This is a genomic window from Gimesia chilikensis, assembly GCF_008329715.1.
Classification (GTDB): domain Bacteria; phylum Planctomycetota; class Planctomycetia; order Planctomycetales; family Planctomycetaceae; genus Gimesia; species Gimesia chilikensis.
On sequence record NZ_VTSR01000032.1, the window covers coordinates 893,801 to 913,311 of the forward strand.

The following is a 19,511-nucleotide window of genomic DNA, read 5'->3' on the forward strand; positions in this document are numbered from 1 at the left end:
ACCAGCAGGCATTCGTATTATCAGCCTGGTTAATTTTCCGCCATACCCCAGCGGAGGAAGGATTCGAGGAATCCATCCAGATCGCCATCCAGGACCGGGCCTGGATTTCCCACTTTGTGGCCCGTGCGGGCATCTTTTGCATATTGGTCGGGGTGTAAGACATAGTTGCGGACGGTCTGACCGCCGAAACCAATCTTCGATTTACCACCCCGCTTTGCAGCCAGCTCGGCGTCCCGTTTTTCCTGTTCAATCTGGAACAGTTTCGCTTTGAGCATTTTACGGGCTTCCGCACGGTTTTTATGCTGACTGCGGTTGTTCTGACATTGTACGACTACACCCGATTCCAGGTGCGTCAGACGGATTGCAGAATCGGTTTTGTTGATATGCTGTCCCCCGGCACCACTGGCGCGGTAGGTGTCTTCCCGCACGTCCTGGTCCCAGTTGATTTCAATCTCTGCAATCTCTCCCAGGTCGGGTGAGACGTCGACGGCGGCAAAGGAAGTATGTCGCCTGCCTGCGGAATCGAACGGGCTGATACGAATCAACCGGTGGTTACCGGTTTCACCTTTGAGATAGCCGTAAGCATAGTCTCCTTCGATGCGGACTGTGGCACTGCGAATGCCGGCCTCTTCAGCATCAGAACGATCCAGGATTTCGACATTGAAACCGCGACGCTCCGCCCAGCGCAGGTACATCCGCAGCAGCATTTCTGCCCAGTCAGAGGAGTCGGTCCCCCCTTCACCGGCCTGAATACTGAGGTAGGCTGCAGAGCCATCCTCGGGTGCAGACATCATGGCCTGAAGTTCGAGGTGATCCAGGATCTTCTGCAGACGATCTGCGGTGGCAGCGAGTTCGGGAATGCTGTCTTCGCTGCCTTCTTCCTCAATGAATTCCAGCAGAACTTCAAGATCCCCAGCGCCTTCAATCAACTCTGTCAGCGGTTTGACAGTCAATTGCAGCTGTTGCATCTCAGAAACGAGGACCTGAGCTTTCTCCTGGTTGTCCCAGAAGCCGGCTGCCCCCATCATTTCATTAATTTCGGTGGTCCGTTTTTTCTTACCAGCGTAGTCAAAGAGAGTCTCGTAATTTGACGATGCGATCCATGATTCCGGTACATTTATCTCTGAGTTCGTGATCCATTGGTGTGTGCTTTCTATCGCTCTGCAGCCGGGGCTGCAGGAAAATTATTTAAAAACCAAACAGGCAGTGCTGAATGGATATCTGTGAGTCTACTGACAAAGCATTTGAGGCATGCCGGTCAATCTAAGTTTTTTTCTGAACTGAGTCCAATCCCAAAGTACTTGATTCCTTTGGCTTTCAGCTTTGAGGGTTCGTAGAGGTTGCGTCCGTCAAAGATAACCGGCTGTGTCAGTTTATGACGGATGTAATCGAAGTCGGCGTGCCGGAACTCGTTCCATTCCGTAACGATTACGAGTACATCAGCACCATCAAGCGTGTCGTAATGATGGTCAAAGTATGAGAGTTTATCACCATACTCCGCTTTAACATTTTCCATGGCGACAGGATCGTGAACCTTGATATTGCTGACGCCCGCTTCCAGTAACAGATCGATCAGGACCAGGGCTGGCGCTTCGCGAATATCATCGGTTTTAGGCTTGAAAGCGAGTCCCCAGATGGCGACCGTTTTTCCGGCGAGATCCCCTTCGAAGTAGCGGTTAATCTTGTCGAACAGGACCCGTTTCTGGGCTGTGTTGACCTGATCGACGGCGTTCAGGATTGAGGGCTCCATTTCATGATCGTGGGCTACGGAGATCAGCGCCGAGACGTCTTTGGGGAAACAGGATCCACCGTAACCGACTCCCGGAAACAGAAATGAAAAGCCGATCCGCTGATCGTGTCCAATACCGCGTCGCACCTGATTGATATCCGCTCCGACGCGTTCACAGAGATTGGCCATCTCATTAATGAAGCTGATTTTGGTTGCCAGCATGCAGTTGGCGACATATTTAGTCATTTCCGCGCTCTCGAGCTCCATCGACAGGAACGGGTGTTCGGTGCGCAGAAATGGTTTGTAAAGTTCATGTAAAACGTCAGAAACTTCGGGGCGAGAGACTCCGACTACTACCCGGTCGGGTTTGGAGAAGTCGTCGATGGCTGCTCCTTCTTTGAGGAATTCCGGATTAGAGGCGACATCGACTTCCCGTCCAGTCAGTGATTTGAGCATGTCGGCCAGCTTGCGGTTTGTGCCAACCGGTACGGTACTTTTAATGATGACCACAGCGTCTTCAGCGAGCAGCGGTGCCAGTGATTCTGCTACTTTCCAGATGCTGTCCAGATTGGCTGAGCCATCTGCGGTCATCGGAGTGCCTACGGCGATGAAAATACATTTGGAATCAGGGATCACATCAGCATAGCTTGTCGTAAACGTCAAGCGTCCCGCTTTGGTGTTCCGCTTGACCATTTCCTCCAGGCCAGGTTCATAGATCGGGACTTCTCCCGCTTGAAGACGACGGACTTTGGACTCGTCGATATCAATGCAGGTGACGTAATTTCCACTTTCAGAGAAACAGGTGCCCGTGACTAATCCTACGTATCCTGTACCAATTACTGCAATTTTCATTGTCTTAAGAGTCCGTTGGAATTTAGAAGCTGATTCGCAATAAGATTTTGAGAGTCAATGCTCGCGGAGATGGTAGTCACCGTCAGAGAAGGTGTGCTAACAATTTCCGTGATAAGGAAGAATAGTTAAACAGGAACTGAATTGTTAGGATTTCAGACGGGTTCCGTATTGCTGTTCATAGTATTCGCGATACTTTCCTGTACGGATCCGGTTTACCCACTCGGGGTTTTCCAGATACCAGTCGATGGTCTCTTTCAGACCTGCCTGAAAGTCTGTTTCCACTTTCCATCCCAGTTCAGATTCCGCTTTGCTGCAGTCGATCGCATAACGTAAGTCATGTCCGGGGCGATCTGTGACGTATTCAATGAGTGATTCTGGCTTGTCCAGAAGTTTGAGAAGCAGTTTCGTAATTTCAATATTCTGCATCTCTGCGTGACCGCCGAAGTTGTAAACCTGACCGGGTTCACCTTTTCTGAGAGCAGCATCGATTCCCCGACAATGGTCCATTACGTGAATCCAGTCGCGTACGTTTGTTCCCTCGCCGTAGATCGGCAGCGATTTACCCTCCTGGGCGTTGGAGATAAACAGCGGAATCAGTTTTTCAGGAAACTGATAGGGACCATAATTGTTGGAGCAGCGGGTGATGACAGCAGGGAAGCCGAACGTATTCACATAACTGCGAACCAGCAGGTCGGCGGCAGCTTTGGAGGCAGAATAGGGACTGTTCGGCGCAATTGGGGTCTGTTCTGTGAACAGCCCTTCGGGACCGAGACTGCCATAGACTTCGTCAGTGGAGACCTGGACGTATCGGTTGACTTCATGTTTGCGGGCTGCATCCAACAGAACCTGTGTTCCGACGATGTTGGTCTGGATGAATGGTCCGGAATCCAGAATGCTGCGATCAACGTGCGATTCTGCAGCAAAGTTGATGACGGCGTCAAAGTCGACAGAGTCCAGCAGAGAATTTACCACTTCCGGATCAGTGATGTCCCCTTTGACAAACTGATAGCCGGAGTGCGATTCAAATTCTTTGAGGTTTTCGAGATTGCCGGCATAGGTGAGTTTGTCGAGATTGGTGACTTCGATTTCCGGATACTCAGACAATTGTAAACGGATAAAGTTTGATCCAATAAAACCACATCCGCCTGTTACTAAAATCCGTTTCATGACTGGCTTTGTCCCTCTTTTTAAAGCAAATGAAGATCACGAATTAAGTGAGTGTTTAAACCTGGTCACCAGGGGTGTCTTGAGCACTGTTGCTTTCGTTTTCCGTTTCCAGAGACTCTGATTCCGTGGTCGTATTCCCTTCAGCGTCGGCGTCCGGAGGTTCGTTTTCTGAGTCGACAACGATTTCAGCAGGAATTCGGGCCAGGGAGACCAGTTTGTCGTTATCGTCCAGGGTGATCACTCGCACGCCCTGAGTATTTCGACCGACCTGACTGATTTCGCAGCCTCGGATGCGTTGAATTTTCCCACTGCGGGTTACCATCAGAATCTCATCGTCCTCCGCGACAGAGATGATGTCGACCGCCTGACCGTTGCGTGCCGATGTGCGGATGTCGCGAATTCCCTTACCGCCGCGTTTCTGTCGACGATATTGCATACCGCTGCGGGTTTCCTGTTCGTCATCAGAATCTTCGTCGGAATCGCTTTCAGCAGTTGAAAGTTCTTCGTCTGTCTCGGTCTGCTCATCCTGATCTTCATCCTCTTCCGAAGCTGGGATGAAGCCGAAAGGAGTGCGCTTTCCGTGTCCATTCTCACAAACTGTCAGCAGGCAATATCGAGGATCCGCGATGACCATGCCGATCACGTGACCAGATTTAGACAGCTTGATGCCTTTGACACCGCGGGTATTTCGTCCCATGCTGCGTGCATCCGACTGGGCAAAACGGATTGCCATGCCGTCAGAGGTAGCCAGCAGGAGGTCTTCTCCCGGGGAGACGATGAGAGCTTCGACGAGTTCGTCGTCTTCATCGAGTTTGATCGCAATAATCCCGCCCCGTTGTACCCGGCTGTAAGCGGACAGAGGCGATTTCTTGATGATACCGTTACGGGTGGCCATGACCAGGAAGCGTTCTTCATCGAATTCCCGGACAGAGACACAGTTGGAAACGGTTTCATCTTCCTGCAGTGAAAGCAGGTTGACCAGTGCCCGGCCTTTGGCGGTGCGGCCCTGCAGGGGCAGGTCGTAGACCTTGGACCAGTAAACCCGCCCGCGATTCGTGATGAACAGCAGGTAAGAGTGAGTACTGGCGACGAACAGGTGCTCGATGGGGTCTTCCTCATCGACTTTAGCGCCGCGGACCCCTTTGCCGCCTCTGTTCTGAGCCTGATAAGTGTTGAGCTGGGTCCGTTTGATGTAGCCGCGCTGTGAAAGCGTGACGACCATCGGTTCCTCGGCAATCAGATCATCCCGGTTGACGTCAGTCAGTTCTTCGTCACTGATGTCGGTCCGGCGTTTATCTGCATACTTTTCCTGCAGGTGAAGCATATCGTCGCGAATCACCGCGCGAATATGGTCCTCGTCCGAGAGCAGGTACAGGTATTCGGAGATCGCTTTCAGCAGCTCGCGGTGTTCGTCGGCCAGTTTTTCCCGTTCCAGGTTGGCCAGTGAACCGAGCTGCATCGAAACAATGGCTTCGGCCTGATTTGCGGAGAGGGAGTAATATTCGTGAACACCCTGCTCGTTCTGGTATTCTTTGAATCCTGCTTCACCCAGTGCCCGTTCAATGAGTTTTCCGTCGACCTGCATGCCCTGCAGGCTGATTTTGGCTTCGGCTCGGCTGGGTGAGTTGCGGATGGTCTTGATCACTTCATCAATATCAATCTGAGCGATCATCAGACCTTCGACCGTGTGTTTCCGCTTGCGGGCTTCAGCGAGCAGGAATTCGGTCCGACGTCGGATCACGTCGATGCGGTGCAGGATAAACTGCTGGATCAGTTCCTTGATCGAGAGGGTTTCGGGACGGTTCCCGACCAGCGCGAGCAGGATGATACTGAAAGTGGTCTGCAGCGGTGAGAACTTGAAGAGCTGCGCGAGCACCACTTCCTTGTCAGCATCCCGCTTGAGAATGATCTGCAGATGGACTTTCCAGGGAGGCACATTGCGGTCGGTAAGGTCCACAATGCGGGAAATCCCTTTGACCCGGTCGTCGCGGACCAGCAGTTCCAGTTTTTCACGAATGCGGTCACGGGTTTCCATGTAAGGAATTTCCGTGATCACAATCACATCGGACTGTTTTTCAGTTTCGAAGTGAGTACGAGCCCGCAGTGTGATGGTGGAACGTCCGGTGGCATATCCTTTGCGGATGCCGTAACGACCACAGATGATTCCCCCGGTCGGGAAATCGGGGCCAGGCATGACCTGCAGGATGTCGTCGATGGTCGCATCAGGATTGTCGATCAACAGTTTGACGGCTTCGCAGGCCTCACCCATATTCTGGGGAGGGATACTGGTCGCCATACCGACGGCAATCCCGCTGGAACCGTTAACCAGCAGGTTCGGAAACTTTGAGGGGAGCACGACCGGCTCATCGTTCCGCTGGTCATAAGTCGGCACGAAGTCGACCGTATTGCGGTTGATGTCGTCCAGCATCTCTGCGGCGACGGGGGCCAGTCGGGCTTCGGTGTAACGCATGGCTGCGGGAGGCAGACCGGCCAGAGAGCCGAAGTTCCCCTGCTTGTCGATGAGGACATTCCGCATGACCCATTCCTGCCCCAGACGGACCAGGGTAGGATAAATTGAACCATCCCCGTGCGGGTGATAGTTACCGCTGGTGTCACCGGAAATCTTTGCGCATTTTACCCGGGATGAACTGGCTCCCAGGTTCAGATCGTTCATGGCGACCAGAATACGACGCTGTGAGGGTTTGAGACCATCGCGAGCGTCAGGCAGGGCGCGGCTGATAATTACACTCATCGCATAGGTGAGGTAACTGTCCCGCATTTCATCCTGAATGTCCAGATGCTTGATATTCGGGTCAATATTTGGCTCTTCGCCGTTATCGGTGGCCAATCCTTGTTCTCCTTAAGGAATTCAACTTCAGATGTTGTCTTGCTTTGTAGATAGTATCGAAACTGTTTCGCGCTGATTTCTCAGGAGACTGACAGTCCTGATTCCGGGGAAACAGACACCGTTCATCCTGAGATCAGGGTAACAATTCGGGCAAATTGAAATGAACGCGAGTATCCTTACTGTCGACTGAAAAAAACTGCCTGGCGAAAACTGTTTTTTAGATCAAAACAGAGGTTGAAAAACGAGCCAAAACTCGCAGAATTCATGCGTCTCAACCTGATACAAATTGTAGCTGGAATCGCCTGATATCACAACTGACAATGCCCCTGAATTTTAAGGTCTGACCAGGGTGAAAAACCTTGATTTTCAATAAGTTACGTTCTCAAATTCATCATTGAGGAGAACATGGACATTGCATAGAATAGATAAGCGCAGATCAGCTGCTTTTTGCCCCGTTTTCTGACTCGGATTGCTGTCCGGAAGCCCCCCATTTTTTCGAAAACTTTTGTATGAATGATCCAGAATCAAAAGATCAGGCAGGCTGCCCCGGCGATTCCAGTCTGGAGAGCCAAAATACGCAGGCCCCTGCAGGGGACCTGGATGATTCACTGGAAAAAACACTGAGGCAGAGTCCCGCTGAGCGTGAGCAGGCGGCCCACCTGAGTAAGGATCGACTGTCGCTGCCTGCGAAGGTCCCCGGTTATCTGATGGTTCGTTCCCTGGGGGAAGGATCCTATGGATCGGTCTGGCTGGCCCAGGAAGAAAATACCGGGAAGTATGTGGCAATCAAGTTCTATACGTATCGCCGGGGCCTGGACTGGTCGCTGCTGAACCGGGAAGTTGAAAAACTGGCAGAGCTTTATACCTCGCGGAATATTATCAGTCTGCAGGGAGTGGGCTGGAACAGTGATCCTCCCTACTACATGATGGAGTACCTGGAAAATGGATCACTGGCATCGTTTCTGGATGCAGGCCCGTTGCCGGTTCCTGAGGCCGTTCGCATCGCCAAAACTGTATTACAGGCACTGGTGCATGCGCATGGGAGAGGCATTCTACACTGTGATCTGAAGCCGGCGAATGTTCTGCTGGATGACAATTATGAGCCCCGGATTTGTGATTTCGGGCAGTCCCGTCTGTCTGACGAACAGAGCCCTTCTCTGGGAACGCTTTATTACATGGCTCCCGAACAGGCAGACCTGCAGGCGGTTCCCGATGCCCGCTGGGACGTCTATGCTCTGGGAGCATTGCTCTATCACATGCTGTCCGGCAAGGCGCCTTACCGGACGCCTGAGAATGAGCAGGCCATTCGTCAGCTGGAGACGCTGGAAGAAAAGCTCGAAGCCTATCGGGAATTGATCCGCAAAGCCCCCCGCCCTGCGGAACATCGCAAAGTCAAAGGGATCGACCGCCGTCTGATCGATATTATCGATCGATGTCTGGAAACAGATCCCCGCAATCGATTTCCTAATGCGCAGGCCGTATTGAGCAGTCTTGTCCAGCGTGAGCAGTATCGTGCCCGTCGTCCTTTAATTGCACTGGGAATCATCGGACCTTTATTGCTGGTGCTGGGAGTGATTCCGGTGGCGGGGGCGGCGGTGAATCAGATGGTCTCTCAGTTTCGTGAAAACCTGACAGCGCGGGCGTTGAAGGGAGATCTGATCTCGGCCAACCTGCTGTCACAAAACGTGGAGCACGATCTTCAGGATCGTCAGGTACAGCTGGTAGAATTATCTGAGCGAACTCTGCTGCGTGATATGCTGGAAAAAGTACAGGATCCACAGGATGACCAATCAGAGAGCCTGGAGAGCTACGGTGAAATTGCAGAATACCTGCAACACGAGAAAGATCTGGTCGATGAGAAGCGAGAATCTCTGCAGCGGGAAAAAGACGCCAGCTGGTTTTTAACGGATGCGAAAGGGATTCAGGTCTGGCGGGACCCTCCCCGTCCGACCATCGGGCAGGACTTCTCTCACCGGGACTACTTTCATGGTCATGGGACCGAATATGAGAAAGGCCATGCACCTGCTTCCGTTCAGCCGATTCAGCGTCCATATATCTGTCAGGTCTTCAAAAGTGATGCCTCCAATCAGTGGATGGTAGCGGTAGCAGTTCCGATCTGGAGTTTGCAACACGACAGAGTACTGGGGATTCTGGGACGCACGACCCACCTGGATCAGTTGCTCACAGGTTATGATGAAAGCATTCGCGGCGATTCCGAGAAAATCGGTGACCGGAAAATTGCACTGATTGATAACCGGGATGGAAAGGTGCTGGCTCATCCCCGTATGACCGCAGAAAACCTGCGACCCATGAGTCGGGAAGAGGTCGATCAGCTGGTACTCAAAGGTGAGCACTTTGATCAGCTGAAATTATTTAAACTGACAGAGAAGAAGGAAAATCGTGGCCCGTTGCCTGCGGTAATCAGCGATTATCATGATCCGGTAGAGGCGGTCTTTTCCGATGATCCTCAGGATAATCTCTGGCTGGCTGCTTTCGCACCGGTGGGAAATACGGGATGGACGGCCGTCGTTCAGGAACGACGGGGGCTGGCGTTGCGGCCGGTTGTCGAGATGAAACGCTGGCTGATTGAGTACGGGTTGATTGTGCTCGTCACGAGTTGCCTGCTGATCTTTACGGTATGGTATTTCGTAATGCGGGTTTTGACCGAGCGGCGCGGCTGGGACTGGTCTCGTCACCAGTCGGAAAAGAAATCGGATACGGAGACAACGGTTTCGAATTGACGATTTGAGGAGTACCCTCATCGTCTCTCGGGGAGATCCTCACAACAGGGAGCAGATTTTTGTTGGAACTTTTGATCTATGGAGCCCATTCCCGGGATTCCAGTCGCATCGGACTGGAGCCGGGGCAGGAACTGGTATTAGGGCGTGCTTCCACTGCCGACATTTCGGTTCCCTGGGATGACCGTATTTCGCGACGGCATGCCCGCTTGCAGGTGCAGTCCAAACAGGTGCACGTCAGTAAGATTGAGGAAGCAGAAAACGAAATCTTCCTATCTGGTTCCGGGCAGACCGAGTTTCAGCTCGAACCGGGTAACTCGTTTGTTATTGGCTCTACGACATTCCAACTGGTTGACTCCGTGTCCAGTTTTACTTCACCTCGTGAATCCCCGCTGGAAGAGGTGACCTTCAAGCCACATGAACTTCTAAAAGTTAAGTATCGAGATGCCGATCAGAGAATCGACGTACTCGCGCATCTGCCAGAACTGATTTTAGATGCTCGGAATGATGCAGACCTGTTTCATCGTCTGGTGACGATGCTGCTGTCGGGCGTCAAGCATGCTGACGCGGTGGCTGTCGTGCGGCTCAATGAGGATGACCGGGTCGAAGTTCCTTTCTGGGAGCGTCGACGACAGGCCCAGGGGGGCTTTCATCCGAGTGGGCGTCTGGTGAAAGAGGCTGTTAAAAAGAGCGGGCGCTCGGTGCTTCACGTCTGGGCGGCACGTGAAGAAAAACCGGAGCAGGATGATTATACAGCAGTTGCTGAGTTTGACTGGGCATTCTGTACGCCGATTGAAGATGGTCCTGCGGGAAATTGGGGACTGTATGTTGCGGGGGAACTGGATCATCCTTATCAGGCAGGTGGTGGCAGGAGTGGTCTCGATCTCCAGGCGGACGTAAAATTCACCGAGCTGGTTGCGGCGATCGTGAAGTCGGTCCGTCGCCTGAACCAACTGGAACGTCAACAGGCCGGTCTGCGCCAGTTCTTTGCTCCTCCGATCCTGTCTGCTTTGGGGGATAATCTGAATACGGAGATTCTGGAGCCCCGCGAATGTGATGTGACGGTGCTGTTCTGTGACTTACGAGGATTCAGTCAGCACGCGGAAGATTCTTCCGGCGACCTGATCGGTCTCTTGGGGCGTGTCAGTCAGGCGCTGGGGATTATGACAGCGCATATTCTGGACTTTGGCGGGGTGACGGGAGATTTCCAGGGAGATGCAGCTCTGGGTTTCTGGGGCTGGCCCTTCTCTTCTGATCTGGCGCCCCTGGATGCCTGTCGGGCAGCCCTGGCGATCCGTCAGGCCTTTGAACAGATTCGTCAGCAACCCGAACATCCGCTGTCTGATTTTCGAATGGGGATTGGAATTGCCCATGGTCGGGCAGTCGCGGGTAAAATCGGCACCAGCGACCAGGTTAAGGTGACCGTGTTTGGTCCGGTGGTTAATCTGGCCAGCCGCCTGGAAGGTTTGACCAAGCACCTCCGCGTTCCGGTTGTGCTGGATGAAGCGACGGCGCAGATCGTGCGGAGTAAACTGGATCGTCGGGAAGGTCGCGTTCGCAAACTTGCTCAGATCCTGCCCTATGGCATGGAGAAGTCGGTGCTGGTCAGCGAACTATTGCCTCCCGAATCGCAGGCGGAAACTCTGACAGAAGAGGAAGTTGCCTGCTACGAACGTGCTGTAGACTGCTTTATAACAGGCGACTGGGAAGAATCATTTCGTCTGCTGCACGCGATTCCCGCTTCCGACCGGGCCCAGGATTTTCTGTCTCTGCAGATTGCCCGTTCAAATCGAGTGGCACCTGCCGACTGGGATGGGACAATCCGCTTCGATTCCAAGTAACTCTTCATTTCTGGCAAAGCTTTTTGAGGCCAGGCTGGCCCGGTTCCGATTATGCAGCCTGAACGGAACAGGTTGACTTCGCGCGCGGTTGACTGTTCATTTTTCTCAGAATTTCTGGTCATCTGGCTAAAGTTGACCTATTTTTTAACGACGGGCATCACGGAGATGCGGATGTGATGGGCCTTGTACAATCTGTATTCAGCAGCCTGGAGAGAGTGAAATCATGAGTAACGCAGAATTATTGATCGAACCGGAAGAGGTAACACAGGAAACGGAAAAGCACTGTCAGAGATCCCGGGAAATTGAAATCAATCTTCGTTCTCAGGAGATGCTGCTGGTTTTAAATGAAGTATTTGATTCGATTGTTCCTTCAAGCAAGTCTTAAAAATTGATTTCAATTATCAGTAGTAGGTTCCTCTCATGCTACAAGCATCAGAAAAGTCAAACGCACGCATTTTAGTTATAGATGACGACCCGCTCTTCCGTAATCTCATGGTTTCATTTTTACGGAGAGAGTATTTTGTATCCGTGGCCAGTGATGGCTCGGAAGGTTTTTACAAAGCACTCGAGTATCCACCGGACATTGCCATTGTCGATGTGCAGATGCCGGTCTGGGATGGTTTGCAGACACTGAAAGCATTCCGGTCACATCCGACCCTCTGCAAGACAAAAATCATCATGCTGACTTCAGATGCCAGCAAGGGGACAGTTGTCGCTGCAATTCAGGGGGGAGCGAACGACTACATCATTAAAACCAGCTTCTCTAAAACAGAGCTGCTGGATAAGGTCCGGAAATTCGCCCAGCCGGGATCCGGAAATGTGGCCAATACTCCGAATTCAGCACGCCGTCAGAACTCGGTCACTGCTGCCGTGAGTAGTACTCCGCAACCTCACCCTGCAGAAAAAAGTGCTGGTCGTGCTTCCATTGAAGATCAACTGAGCGATCTTTCTCTCGACAAGTCAGAGGAAGAGATGCTGGAAGAGATTATGGATGAATGGGAGTAATCAGGGCTGATCTGTTCCCGATTGAATTTCAATCTGCAGCTGATCAACCCTGGCTCACCCGAAGATCCGGGCATCCTTATATGGTATCTTAAAATCCAAAGAAAAACCCCGCAGAGCTGACAATGGGCTCCGCGGGGTTTTTGATTATCGGTCATCGATTGTGAATTACAGGGTCTCTTTCGAGAACTTGGCAATCACGTTTCCGATGAATTTGAGAATACCTTTGTCGAGTTTGGCTTTGCCATCGATGACATCGCCTTCGCGTTTCATGACAAAAGTGAAGGTATCGTCTTTATCAGTGAGCGAGCCGAGCAGCATTTCGCGGATTTCCACGTTGCCTTTTTTATCCCGGACTTTGTTGATCAGTTTCAACCAGGGCAGCGTTTTCACGTTCAGTTCAATCACATTGGGACTGACTTTTTCCGGAGCCGGCTCTTTGACCTTCTTGGCGGCATCTTTGATGTTCTGAATCGCATCAGGGCCAGCTGCCATCCAGAGTGCCTCGGGAGTGCTGCCGACATAGAGTGCTTCTCCATCACCGAAGAGCTCATAGAACCCGGCCTGGAATTCTTCCCGGATCGTGATTTTGTGGATCTTCAGGTTCTCTTCGTTGACCACATCCACTTCGACGGTCTGCCCTTTCATCAACTGGGGCAGGAGTTCAACAACTTCCTTCAGCTTGGCACCATCGGTAGAACGGATGCCGCCGAGCAGTGCATATTTACCGCCGTCAGCTGAGTTGGTATTGATGAAGCCATCGATGAGTGCGGTCTCTTTGCCTGCTTCCAGCATCTGAATGATCAGTTCCGCGATCTTTTTGCCGGCTTCTTTCTGCTTGTCGGTCAAATCTTTGTTGCTATCAATCCGCTCTTTAATGCTGGGGAGCAGCAGACTGTAGAACGCGGTGATGTTGGCTTTGCGCATTTCATCCAGGGGATGATTGATGCGGCCGTTTAAGATTCCGTCCTGCTTGACTTCGACGTTGGCGAAATAGCTGGGTTTGGTAGCAAACTGTTTGATGCTTTCATCCAGCGAAGTTCCTTCGATTGCTTTCAGGCTGAAGACGAGGCGTCCTTCATTCTGAGTGGCGTCTGTGGTCCAGCCGATGACCATCTTCTGGGCTTCAGCAAAGAGTCGCTCGGCTTCATCCATCTGGTGGGTAAAAGCGAGCTTACGCAGTTCGAAAGCATTGTCGGTTTCATCCCGCTTTTTCTTGATGGCAGCCTGCAGCTGTTCGCGGGTTTTGGTCATGGATTTCTTTCGCAGATCCACGCCTTCTTTTTCATTCGTGATCAGTGCGCTGAAATCGTATTCGGCTTTGATCAGTTCCTGGACCCGCTTGAGCGGGTCTTCGATGTTCTCGACCTCGTCCAGTTTTTCAGAGATGATCACATATTTCTTTTCCTGCAGATACTGCATAAAACCTTCGAAGAGGTTGCCCAGTTTGTATGGGCCTTTACGCTGTTTCTTGGAAGAGATTTCAAAGACTTCCAGGTTATCGCGGAATTCTCCCAGATCACTAATGGGGAGGATCAGTCGATAGCGTTGCTGCTGATTTTCACCAAGCAGGATGTCGATGCGGAGGGGACGTTGTTTATCAATTCCCTCCAGGAAGGTCGGGATCAACTGTTCGAGATTGGTCCAGCCTTTCTTGTCACCTGCCAGATCTAACACCAGATACTTGAGGTCAGCAATCATGCCATCGGCATTAATCTGGACCAGAGAGATATTAGGGGCAGCTTTATTTTCTTGAGCAGTTGCGACGCGCGGGAGTGAGAACGCAACGAATAGAATCAACGCTAAATGAGCAATGCGGCTCATACATTTCCTCCATGATGTATTTCTGAGGATCTTGGGGATCGATATCTGATTTGCCTGCATCTTCTGCAGGGACCGACAGCAACTGTCGTCCCGATTCAACACAGGTTGGTAGCAAATGTTAGTTTATACCAATAGTAATGAATAGGGAACTCTGGTTGAAGAAATAGCTAAAGTCCGAAATCGAAGATTTCTCTGTCGGGTAGACCAGGCGAATCTGGGATAAGAAATACAATGTGAACGTGTGTATTGTCAGGGTCCGGGTGGACTAGAGGGTCCAGAATAGAAATTCGGCGGTGCTCTGCGAAAATATGAAGGATGTTCAGAAACAAACCCAAAATTTTCGGAAGTGAAGTCGACCTCATTGCAGAATCGCTAAGATTCCCCAGCCTTTGAATTTTCAGCCGATTTTGATTCAGTCTAATCAGGACTGACCAGGCCAGCAGCGGAGGTGCCCTTCTCTGGCTGGGAGTCAGGCAGTCCGCGATATCACCGTGGAATCCCCTCTGGTTCATCAGGAGGAGTCCTCAGTTGTGATTACAACTTTTTCTCTGGTTCTTTGGCAGGAGGCGTTTCGGGTTGTGAACCACGGGCAGCCTCAATTCCTGTGACCAGTCCCAGATAGCCTGAGATTCGTTCGGTGGGCGTGTAATTACTGCCTTGAAGAATTTTGCTGACAGCCGGGATCTGTTTCTGTTCGACCGCGACTGCACCAATTGTATTCAGCATATCCTCACGGAGTACCGGATCTTTGGTCGCAGTCACAAACTGCACGGCCTGACTGAATTGCGACTGATTCAAGAGTCGGGATAACAGCTTGAGGGAGAGTTGCCCCTTCCAGGGTTTCTTCAGGTCAGACTGGTTGATCAGGTGAGCTGCCTGCTCTGGTTTCCCGTTCTTGATCAGGGACGCGGTCTGACGGAGCAGCTCATCTTCTTTGGAAAGCTTGGGGGCACTGCTGGTCAGGGCTTTACTGATCTGTGATTTCAGATCTTCGTTCTGTGAGCCGACAGATTCCAGAATTACAGCAGGCAGCGTCGTTTCCTGCAGGGCATCTTTGAGGTTGAGATTTGAATTTTGTGAGGCAGCCTGCACCAGATTCCAGACTTCAGGAGCCAGGCCTGAGCGGGAGGCCTGTGCCAGGAGTGCGACTAATTTTTCGGATCGCTGTTCACCGGCGGCTTTCAGACTGCGGAGTTGTTTGTTGTATTCAGTAATGGCCCGGTTAACGCGATCGGAAGTGTCGAGATTGAAGGTGTCTTTGATCTCATCCCGGAAATTGAAATTCGTCGTTGCGTTCGATTTTTCTTTGACTGCAGCGAGGCTGGGGGCAGTGGCCTGAATGCTCTGGACTGCATTTTTGAGGTATTGCAGTGCTTCAGCTTTCTTGCCTAGCTCTGACTCGGCACAGGCGATCTGCAGATAAGTCTGAGCCAGCTGTTCCAGAGGAGCAGCCTGAGGCAGTCGCATGGAGTTCACCTCTTTGAGGTCTCCCAGAGTAATGGGAGTCGGAACGGGCTGATCTTTGATCAGACTGACGGCCCGGTCGACAAAGGCCTGTGCGGCCTCTTTCTGATTCAGGTTGACCAGTTCTCGCGCACAGCGGGCCAGCATCATGGCGTTGCCAGTGGGCGAGAGCTTCTGCTCTGCCGGCTGAACCAGACTTAAATCTGGTTTCTGCTGTTGTTTGACGGCCTGTTCGAGCCGAGAGAGTGACCATTGAGTAACTGCTTCCGTCCGATCAGCAGAATCGGAGGCCATGGCTGCCCAGTTCAGGGCGGCTTCCGGATAACCGTGAGTGACCAGAATCATGGTGGTTGCTACCCACTGGGGAGAAGCCCACATGCGGTGCAGGTCAATCAGGGATTCAAAATCATGGTGATTGGCTTCCTGGGCGATCTGCAGGTAAGCCGAGAGTTGTGCCAGATTACTTTCCGCCTGGTATTTGCGGATGAGATCGGTAGCCAGGTCTTCTTTTCCGGCGGCAATCCAGAAGGCAGCCAGGCGGGAGATCAGGTCTAAGGTATCCCTTCCGCCGTAATCGGGGATCTTCTGGGAGAGTTCAATTGTCTGATCCAGCGTCTCTTTGAGACCGGCCTGATCTTTCTCCTTAAGCTGAATCCAGCCAATTTCGATCAGGGGGAAGATTTTATAAAATGGCAGTGGAGGACTGACGGCGTCAATCCGCTCCATCTGTTCGCGGGCGGCAGGAATGTTTCTGGTAACTGCATAAGCTTCGGCTGCCAGTCGCCGACTGAACGGTTTGCTGCGATTCCCGCGGTCGCGAGAAAGATTAACAATTTCCTCCAGTGCATTCTGTTTCACTTTGGCCGGATCAACGGACGTCTGCGAATTCTGTGTTGTCTGCTCGGGGGGATTCAGCGGGTTTTGCGCCAGAGGATTTGGTTTATCATTGGAATTGTTTGAGAAATTATTCTTTGTCGCCTGAGAAATGACCGGGTTTTTGAAGGGCTGGGACAGTTCGGAAGCATCTGGAACCTGAGTGAAATACCAGTAGGCGCCACCAATGGCTCCCGCAGAAACTACGATGGCACCGATCAGCGGCAGTTTCGAGGGTTTCTTTTCTTTGGGCTCTTCTTCCTCAGTGGCTTTGCGTTCCTGCGCTTCAGGATTGGGGACGGTGAAGACGGGGGCCAGACACTCTGGATTTCGACATTTTACCTCGCGTCCGACGACTTTCTCAGAGGCAAATCCCTGGGTGTCGCACATGGGGCAGACGACACGGAACATCTTTCCCTTGGCAGGTTTGCGAGCCAGTGGGATCACCTTCACTGCTTCCTGTTTTTTCCGTTCCAGTTCAAACGGATCGTCATCGGAAACCGTTTCCCGGCCTCGACGTTTGACGGGTTGCTCAGTTGCAGCGGATTTAGCAGGTGCGGGTTTGTCTTTGGGAGAGGGGCTGCTGGTTTTACCTGAGGACTTCATGGGGGCGCCGCAGGACGGGCACTCGGTGACGTCTTCATCAAGTACTGATGCCCCACAGGACGGGCAGGTTGGCAAATCCATATTTCAATCGTCCGATATATTCTGGTGGTTAATCAATGTCCATGTCTCACCTGTTACGTAATCCGAAAGTCTTCAGAAAGGAAAAATCAAAACGCAACAGTTGGATTGTGATCAGAAAGGAATCATAGTTAACTGTTTAGAAAACAGAAAGCTAAGTATCATTGTATACATTGAATAACCTCCTCTTCAAGGAATATTCAATGAACGCCGATGAATGTCGGATCTTCAGAAATGAGAAAAACTTCTAACAGAGACTGTTAACGCAAAAGCAGCGCTGCGATCCACAGTCATTCGGGCGGAACACACCACTACCACTTCAGGATCGGGACAGAGAATCATGAATTTACAGGTCGAGCAGTTTGTCACTCAGCTGGAACAGGAATTACGTGAACAGAATTCTGTTTCCGGTGTGCTGGATCTGCTGCTGGCCCAGCTGAAGGGGCGGGCCGCTGGTCTCTGGCGGTGTGCCGATGGGAATCTGCTGCAGGTAGGCTTTCGTGCAGTACCGGAAATGGATCTGCAGGTGCAACAGGATTTTGCCGCTCTGACGAAAGAAGTTTCACTGGAAAATAAGGGGTTGGGCATCGTCAAGGCGGTGCTGGAACGTCAACCTGCGATTGGAACTCTGAGCAGTACGGAGTCAGGATTGCCAGGGTCTTCCGAGTGGCTGGTGAAGTTTGGTGCACAGCAATCCTATGCAATACCCGTCATCGAGGATGGTGAGGTCACAGGAGTTCTGGCAATTTCCACAGACTGTATTCATCAGGCAGGCGATGCCGAGTGGGAAATTCAGACTCAGATTGCAAACCGAATCGGTGAGAAAAAACTTTTGGGGATGCTTTGAACCTGTGAATTGAGTATGATTTCGTTACAGAAAAAGGGAGTGGAATTGTCAGGAGATTTCCTGATGTATATAACATGTGGAGTGGAAACAGGAGTTTCCCTGCCCTACCGTTCTACGTACCCGGTCATTCTGAGCTCAGCATTAGCTGAAGGACGTTTGTGATTCTCTGCAACAGGTCATGGTAAGATGAGTCGATCGAATCCTTTGCACTGGTCATTTCCCATTGGATCCTGGTTTTTGACTCAGGTGCGTGTCAGCATTTTTCTGCCGGTCGTCCTGCTCGTCTTCTGGTCACATTACTCTCTGGGACTGGGATTTGCCTTATTCGGCGTTCTGTTCATCAGCGTCTTCCTGCATGAAATGGGGCACGTGGTCGCCTGTCGGATGATGGGAGGCGAAGCCGATCAGATCATGCTCTGGCCTCTAGGAGGCCTGGTACCCTGCAGCCCTGCCCGTACTGATGCCTCTCGCATCGTCACCGTTCTGGGCGGGCCACTGGTGAATCTACTGTTATGTGCGATCACGCTGCCGGCTGTGATCTGGTCTGGACAGATGTCGGAATCGCTCAACCCGATCAAGCTTCCGACTGTCGATCTGAGCAATAATCTGGGGCAGGCAATGCTCTTGATGGTGTTCAGCATCAACTGGCTCCTGCTGCTGGTGAACCTGATTCCGGTACTTCCCCTGGATGGTGGTAAAGTGCTGCAAATCATCTTGTCCCGCCGCTTTGATGAAACTGTGCTGCATATGGTGATGCTGAACGTCAGTTTTCTGATCGGGGGGCTGGGAATGGTGATCGGCCTCTGCACCCATACCGTCTGGGTAGTCTTTTTCGGAGCGTTACTGTTAATGCTGAACCTGCTGGAATTTGCAGCCGGCCATCGAGAGGAAGCCTTTGACGATTCCATTTTCGGCTACGATTTCTCACAAGGCTATACCAGTCTGGAACGTTCGAGTCCGGAACCTTCAGAACAGAAAGTTGGTTTCTTCCAGAAGTGGCGTGAGAAACGAAAACTGCAGAAACGGATGCGGGAACGCGAAAAAGAACGGGATGCAGAAAAGCAACTCGATCTCCTGCTGAATAAGGTTCATGAATTCGGTCTGGATTCCTTAACCCCCAAAGAGCGTCAGCAGTTAAATCAGGTCAGTGCCCGCTATCGCAAGAGCAATTCCGACCCCTAAAATCAGGCGGATTTGCACTCAAACGGTGTTTCATTTTCTCTTTCCACCGAAAATCACCGAACTTTACTTAACTGGTGAATCATTTTGCCGGTCTGGCCTGACAATGCACACATCTGGCAGGATCCGCAGCATCGTACTTTTCAGATGTAGTTTTGCTTGCTTCGACTCTGTCTGGTGGTGAACAGGAATGAGATGCGTCTCTCCCTGGCAGAAAGACGGGGATTCATGCTGGATTGTTCCTAACTGTCATATAAATAAGGCGATACAACCAGAGTAAAGGACCCGTTACTCTTTATATCCATTTTGATATCTGGTTGTTGACGAAGTTAACTTCAGAAAACCCTGAATTTGTTCACTAGAACTTGTGTTTGCCGATATTTGCGGTGTAAACCGCAGTTTTCGGGGCTAAAACTGCAGTTTCCTGAAAAGTGACACAATTACAGGTGCTGAAATCAAATCT

General features: G+C 51.6%; 12 protein-coding genes. 6 read left to right on the forward strand and 6 right to left on the reverse strand.

Features of this window, described 5'->3' with window-relative positions:
• Positions 1-29: 29 nt before the first annotated feature.
• The 4 genes from prfB to gyrA form a co-directional block, all read right to left on the reverse strand.
• A protein-coding gene (prfB, locus tag FYZ48_RS28250) for a peptide chain release factor 2 (protein ID WP_198422292.1) occupies positions 30-1,140 on the reverse strand; the annotation gives its coding sequence in 2 pieces (ribosomal slippage) (positions 30-1,070 and positions 1,072-1,140; 1,110 coding nt in all).
• A 118-nt stretch (positions 1,141-1,258) separates the two neighbouring features.
• Positions 1,259-2,581, reverse strand: coding sequence for a UDP-glucose dehydrogenase family protein (locus FYZ48_RS28255; protein WP_149345797.1), 1,323 nt, complete (start codon positions 2,579-2,581; stop codon positions 1,259-1,261).
• A 144-nt stretch (positions 2,582-2,725) separates the two neighbouring features.
• Complete coding sequence (gene rfbB, locus FYZ48_RS28260) at positions 2,726-3,748, reverse strand: dTDP-glucose 4,6-dehydratase (RefSeq protein WP_149345798.1); 1,023 nt, start codon at positions 3,746-3,748, stop codon at positions 2,726-2,728.
• Positions 3,749-3,803: 55 nt separating this feature from the next.
• Positions 3,804-6,596, reverse strand: coding sequence for a DNA gyrase subunit A (gyrA, locus tag FYZ48_RS28265; RefSeq protein ID WP_149345799.1), 2,793 nt, complete (start codon positions 6,594-6,596; stop codon positions 3,804-3,806).
• A 509-nt stretch (positions 6,597-7,105) separates the two neighbouring features.
• Here gyrA and FYZ48_RS28270 point away from each other — a divergent pair.
• From FYZ48_RS28270 to FYZ48_RS28280, 4 genes are all read left to right on the forward strand, one after another.
• Positions 7,106-9,337: a serine/threonine protein kinase gene (locus FYZ48_RS28270; protein ID WP_149345800.1), complete on the forward strand. Its 2,232-nt coding sequence runs from the start codon at positions 7,106-7,108 to the stop codon at positions 9,335-9,337.
• Between the two features lie 59 nt (positions 9,338-9,396).
• Positions 9,397-11,175 (forward strand): adenylate/guanylate cyclase domain-containing protein, encoded by a 1,779-nt coding sequence (locus tag FYZ48_RS28275; protein WP_242022798.1) that lies wholly within the window; start codon positions 9,397-9,399, stop codon positions 11,173-11,175.
• Positions 11,176-11,398: 223 nt separating this feature from the next.
• Positions 11,399-11,560 carry a hypothetical protein gene (locus tag FYZ48_RS29415; RefSeq protein ID WP_187782273.1) on the forward strand — a complete coding sequence of 54 codons (162 nt, stop codon included), beginning with the start codon at positions 11,399-11,401 and terminating at the stop codon, positions 11,558-11,560.
• 35 nt (positions 11,561-11,595) lie between these two features.
• Complete coding sequence (locus FYZ48_RS28280) at positions 11,596-12,180, forward strand: response regulator (protein ID WP_149345801.1); 585 nt, start codon at positions 11,596-11,598, stop codon at positions 12,178-12,180.
• Between the two features lie 165 nt (positions 12,181-12,345).
• On the opposite strand, the gene FYZ48_RS28285 is transcribed toward FYZ48_RS28280, so the two are convergent.
• Positions 12,346-14,001: a hypothetical protein gene (locus FYZ48_RS28285; protein ID WP_149345802.1), complete on the reverse strand. Its 1,656-nt coding sequence runs from the start codon at positions 13,999-14,001 to the stop codon at positions 12,346-12,348.
• A 534-nt stretch (positions 14,002-14,535) separates the two neighbouring features.
• Positions 14,536-17,025 (reverse strand): zinc ribbon domain-containing protein, encoded by a 2,490-nt coding sequence (locus FYZ48_RS28290; RefSeq protein ID WP_149345803.1) that lies wholly within the window; start codon positions 17,023-17,025, stop codon positions 14,536-14,538.
• A 337-nt stretch (positions 17,026-17,362) separates the two neighbouring features.
• Between FYZ48_RS28290 and FYZ48_RS28295 the strand changes: the two genes are divergently transcribed.
• Positions 17,363-17,869: a GAF domain-containing protein gene (locus tag FYZ48_RS28295; RefSeq protein WP_149345804.1), complete on the forward strand. Its 507-nt coding sequence runs from the start codon at positions 17,363-17,365 to the stop codon at positions 17,867-17,869.
• A 186-nt stretch (positions 17,870-18,055) separates the two neighbouring features.
• Complete coding sequence (locus tag FYZ48_RS28300; protein ID WP_149345805.1) at positions 18,056-19,051, forward strand: M50 family metallopeptidase; 996 nt, start codon at positions 18,056-18,058, stop codon at positions 19,049-19,051.
• Positions 19,052-19,511: the final 460 nt, after the last annotated feature.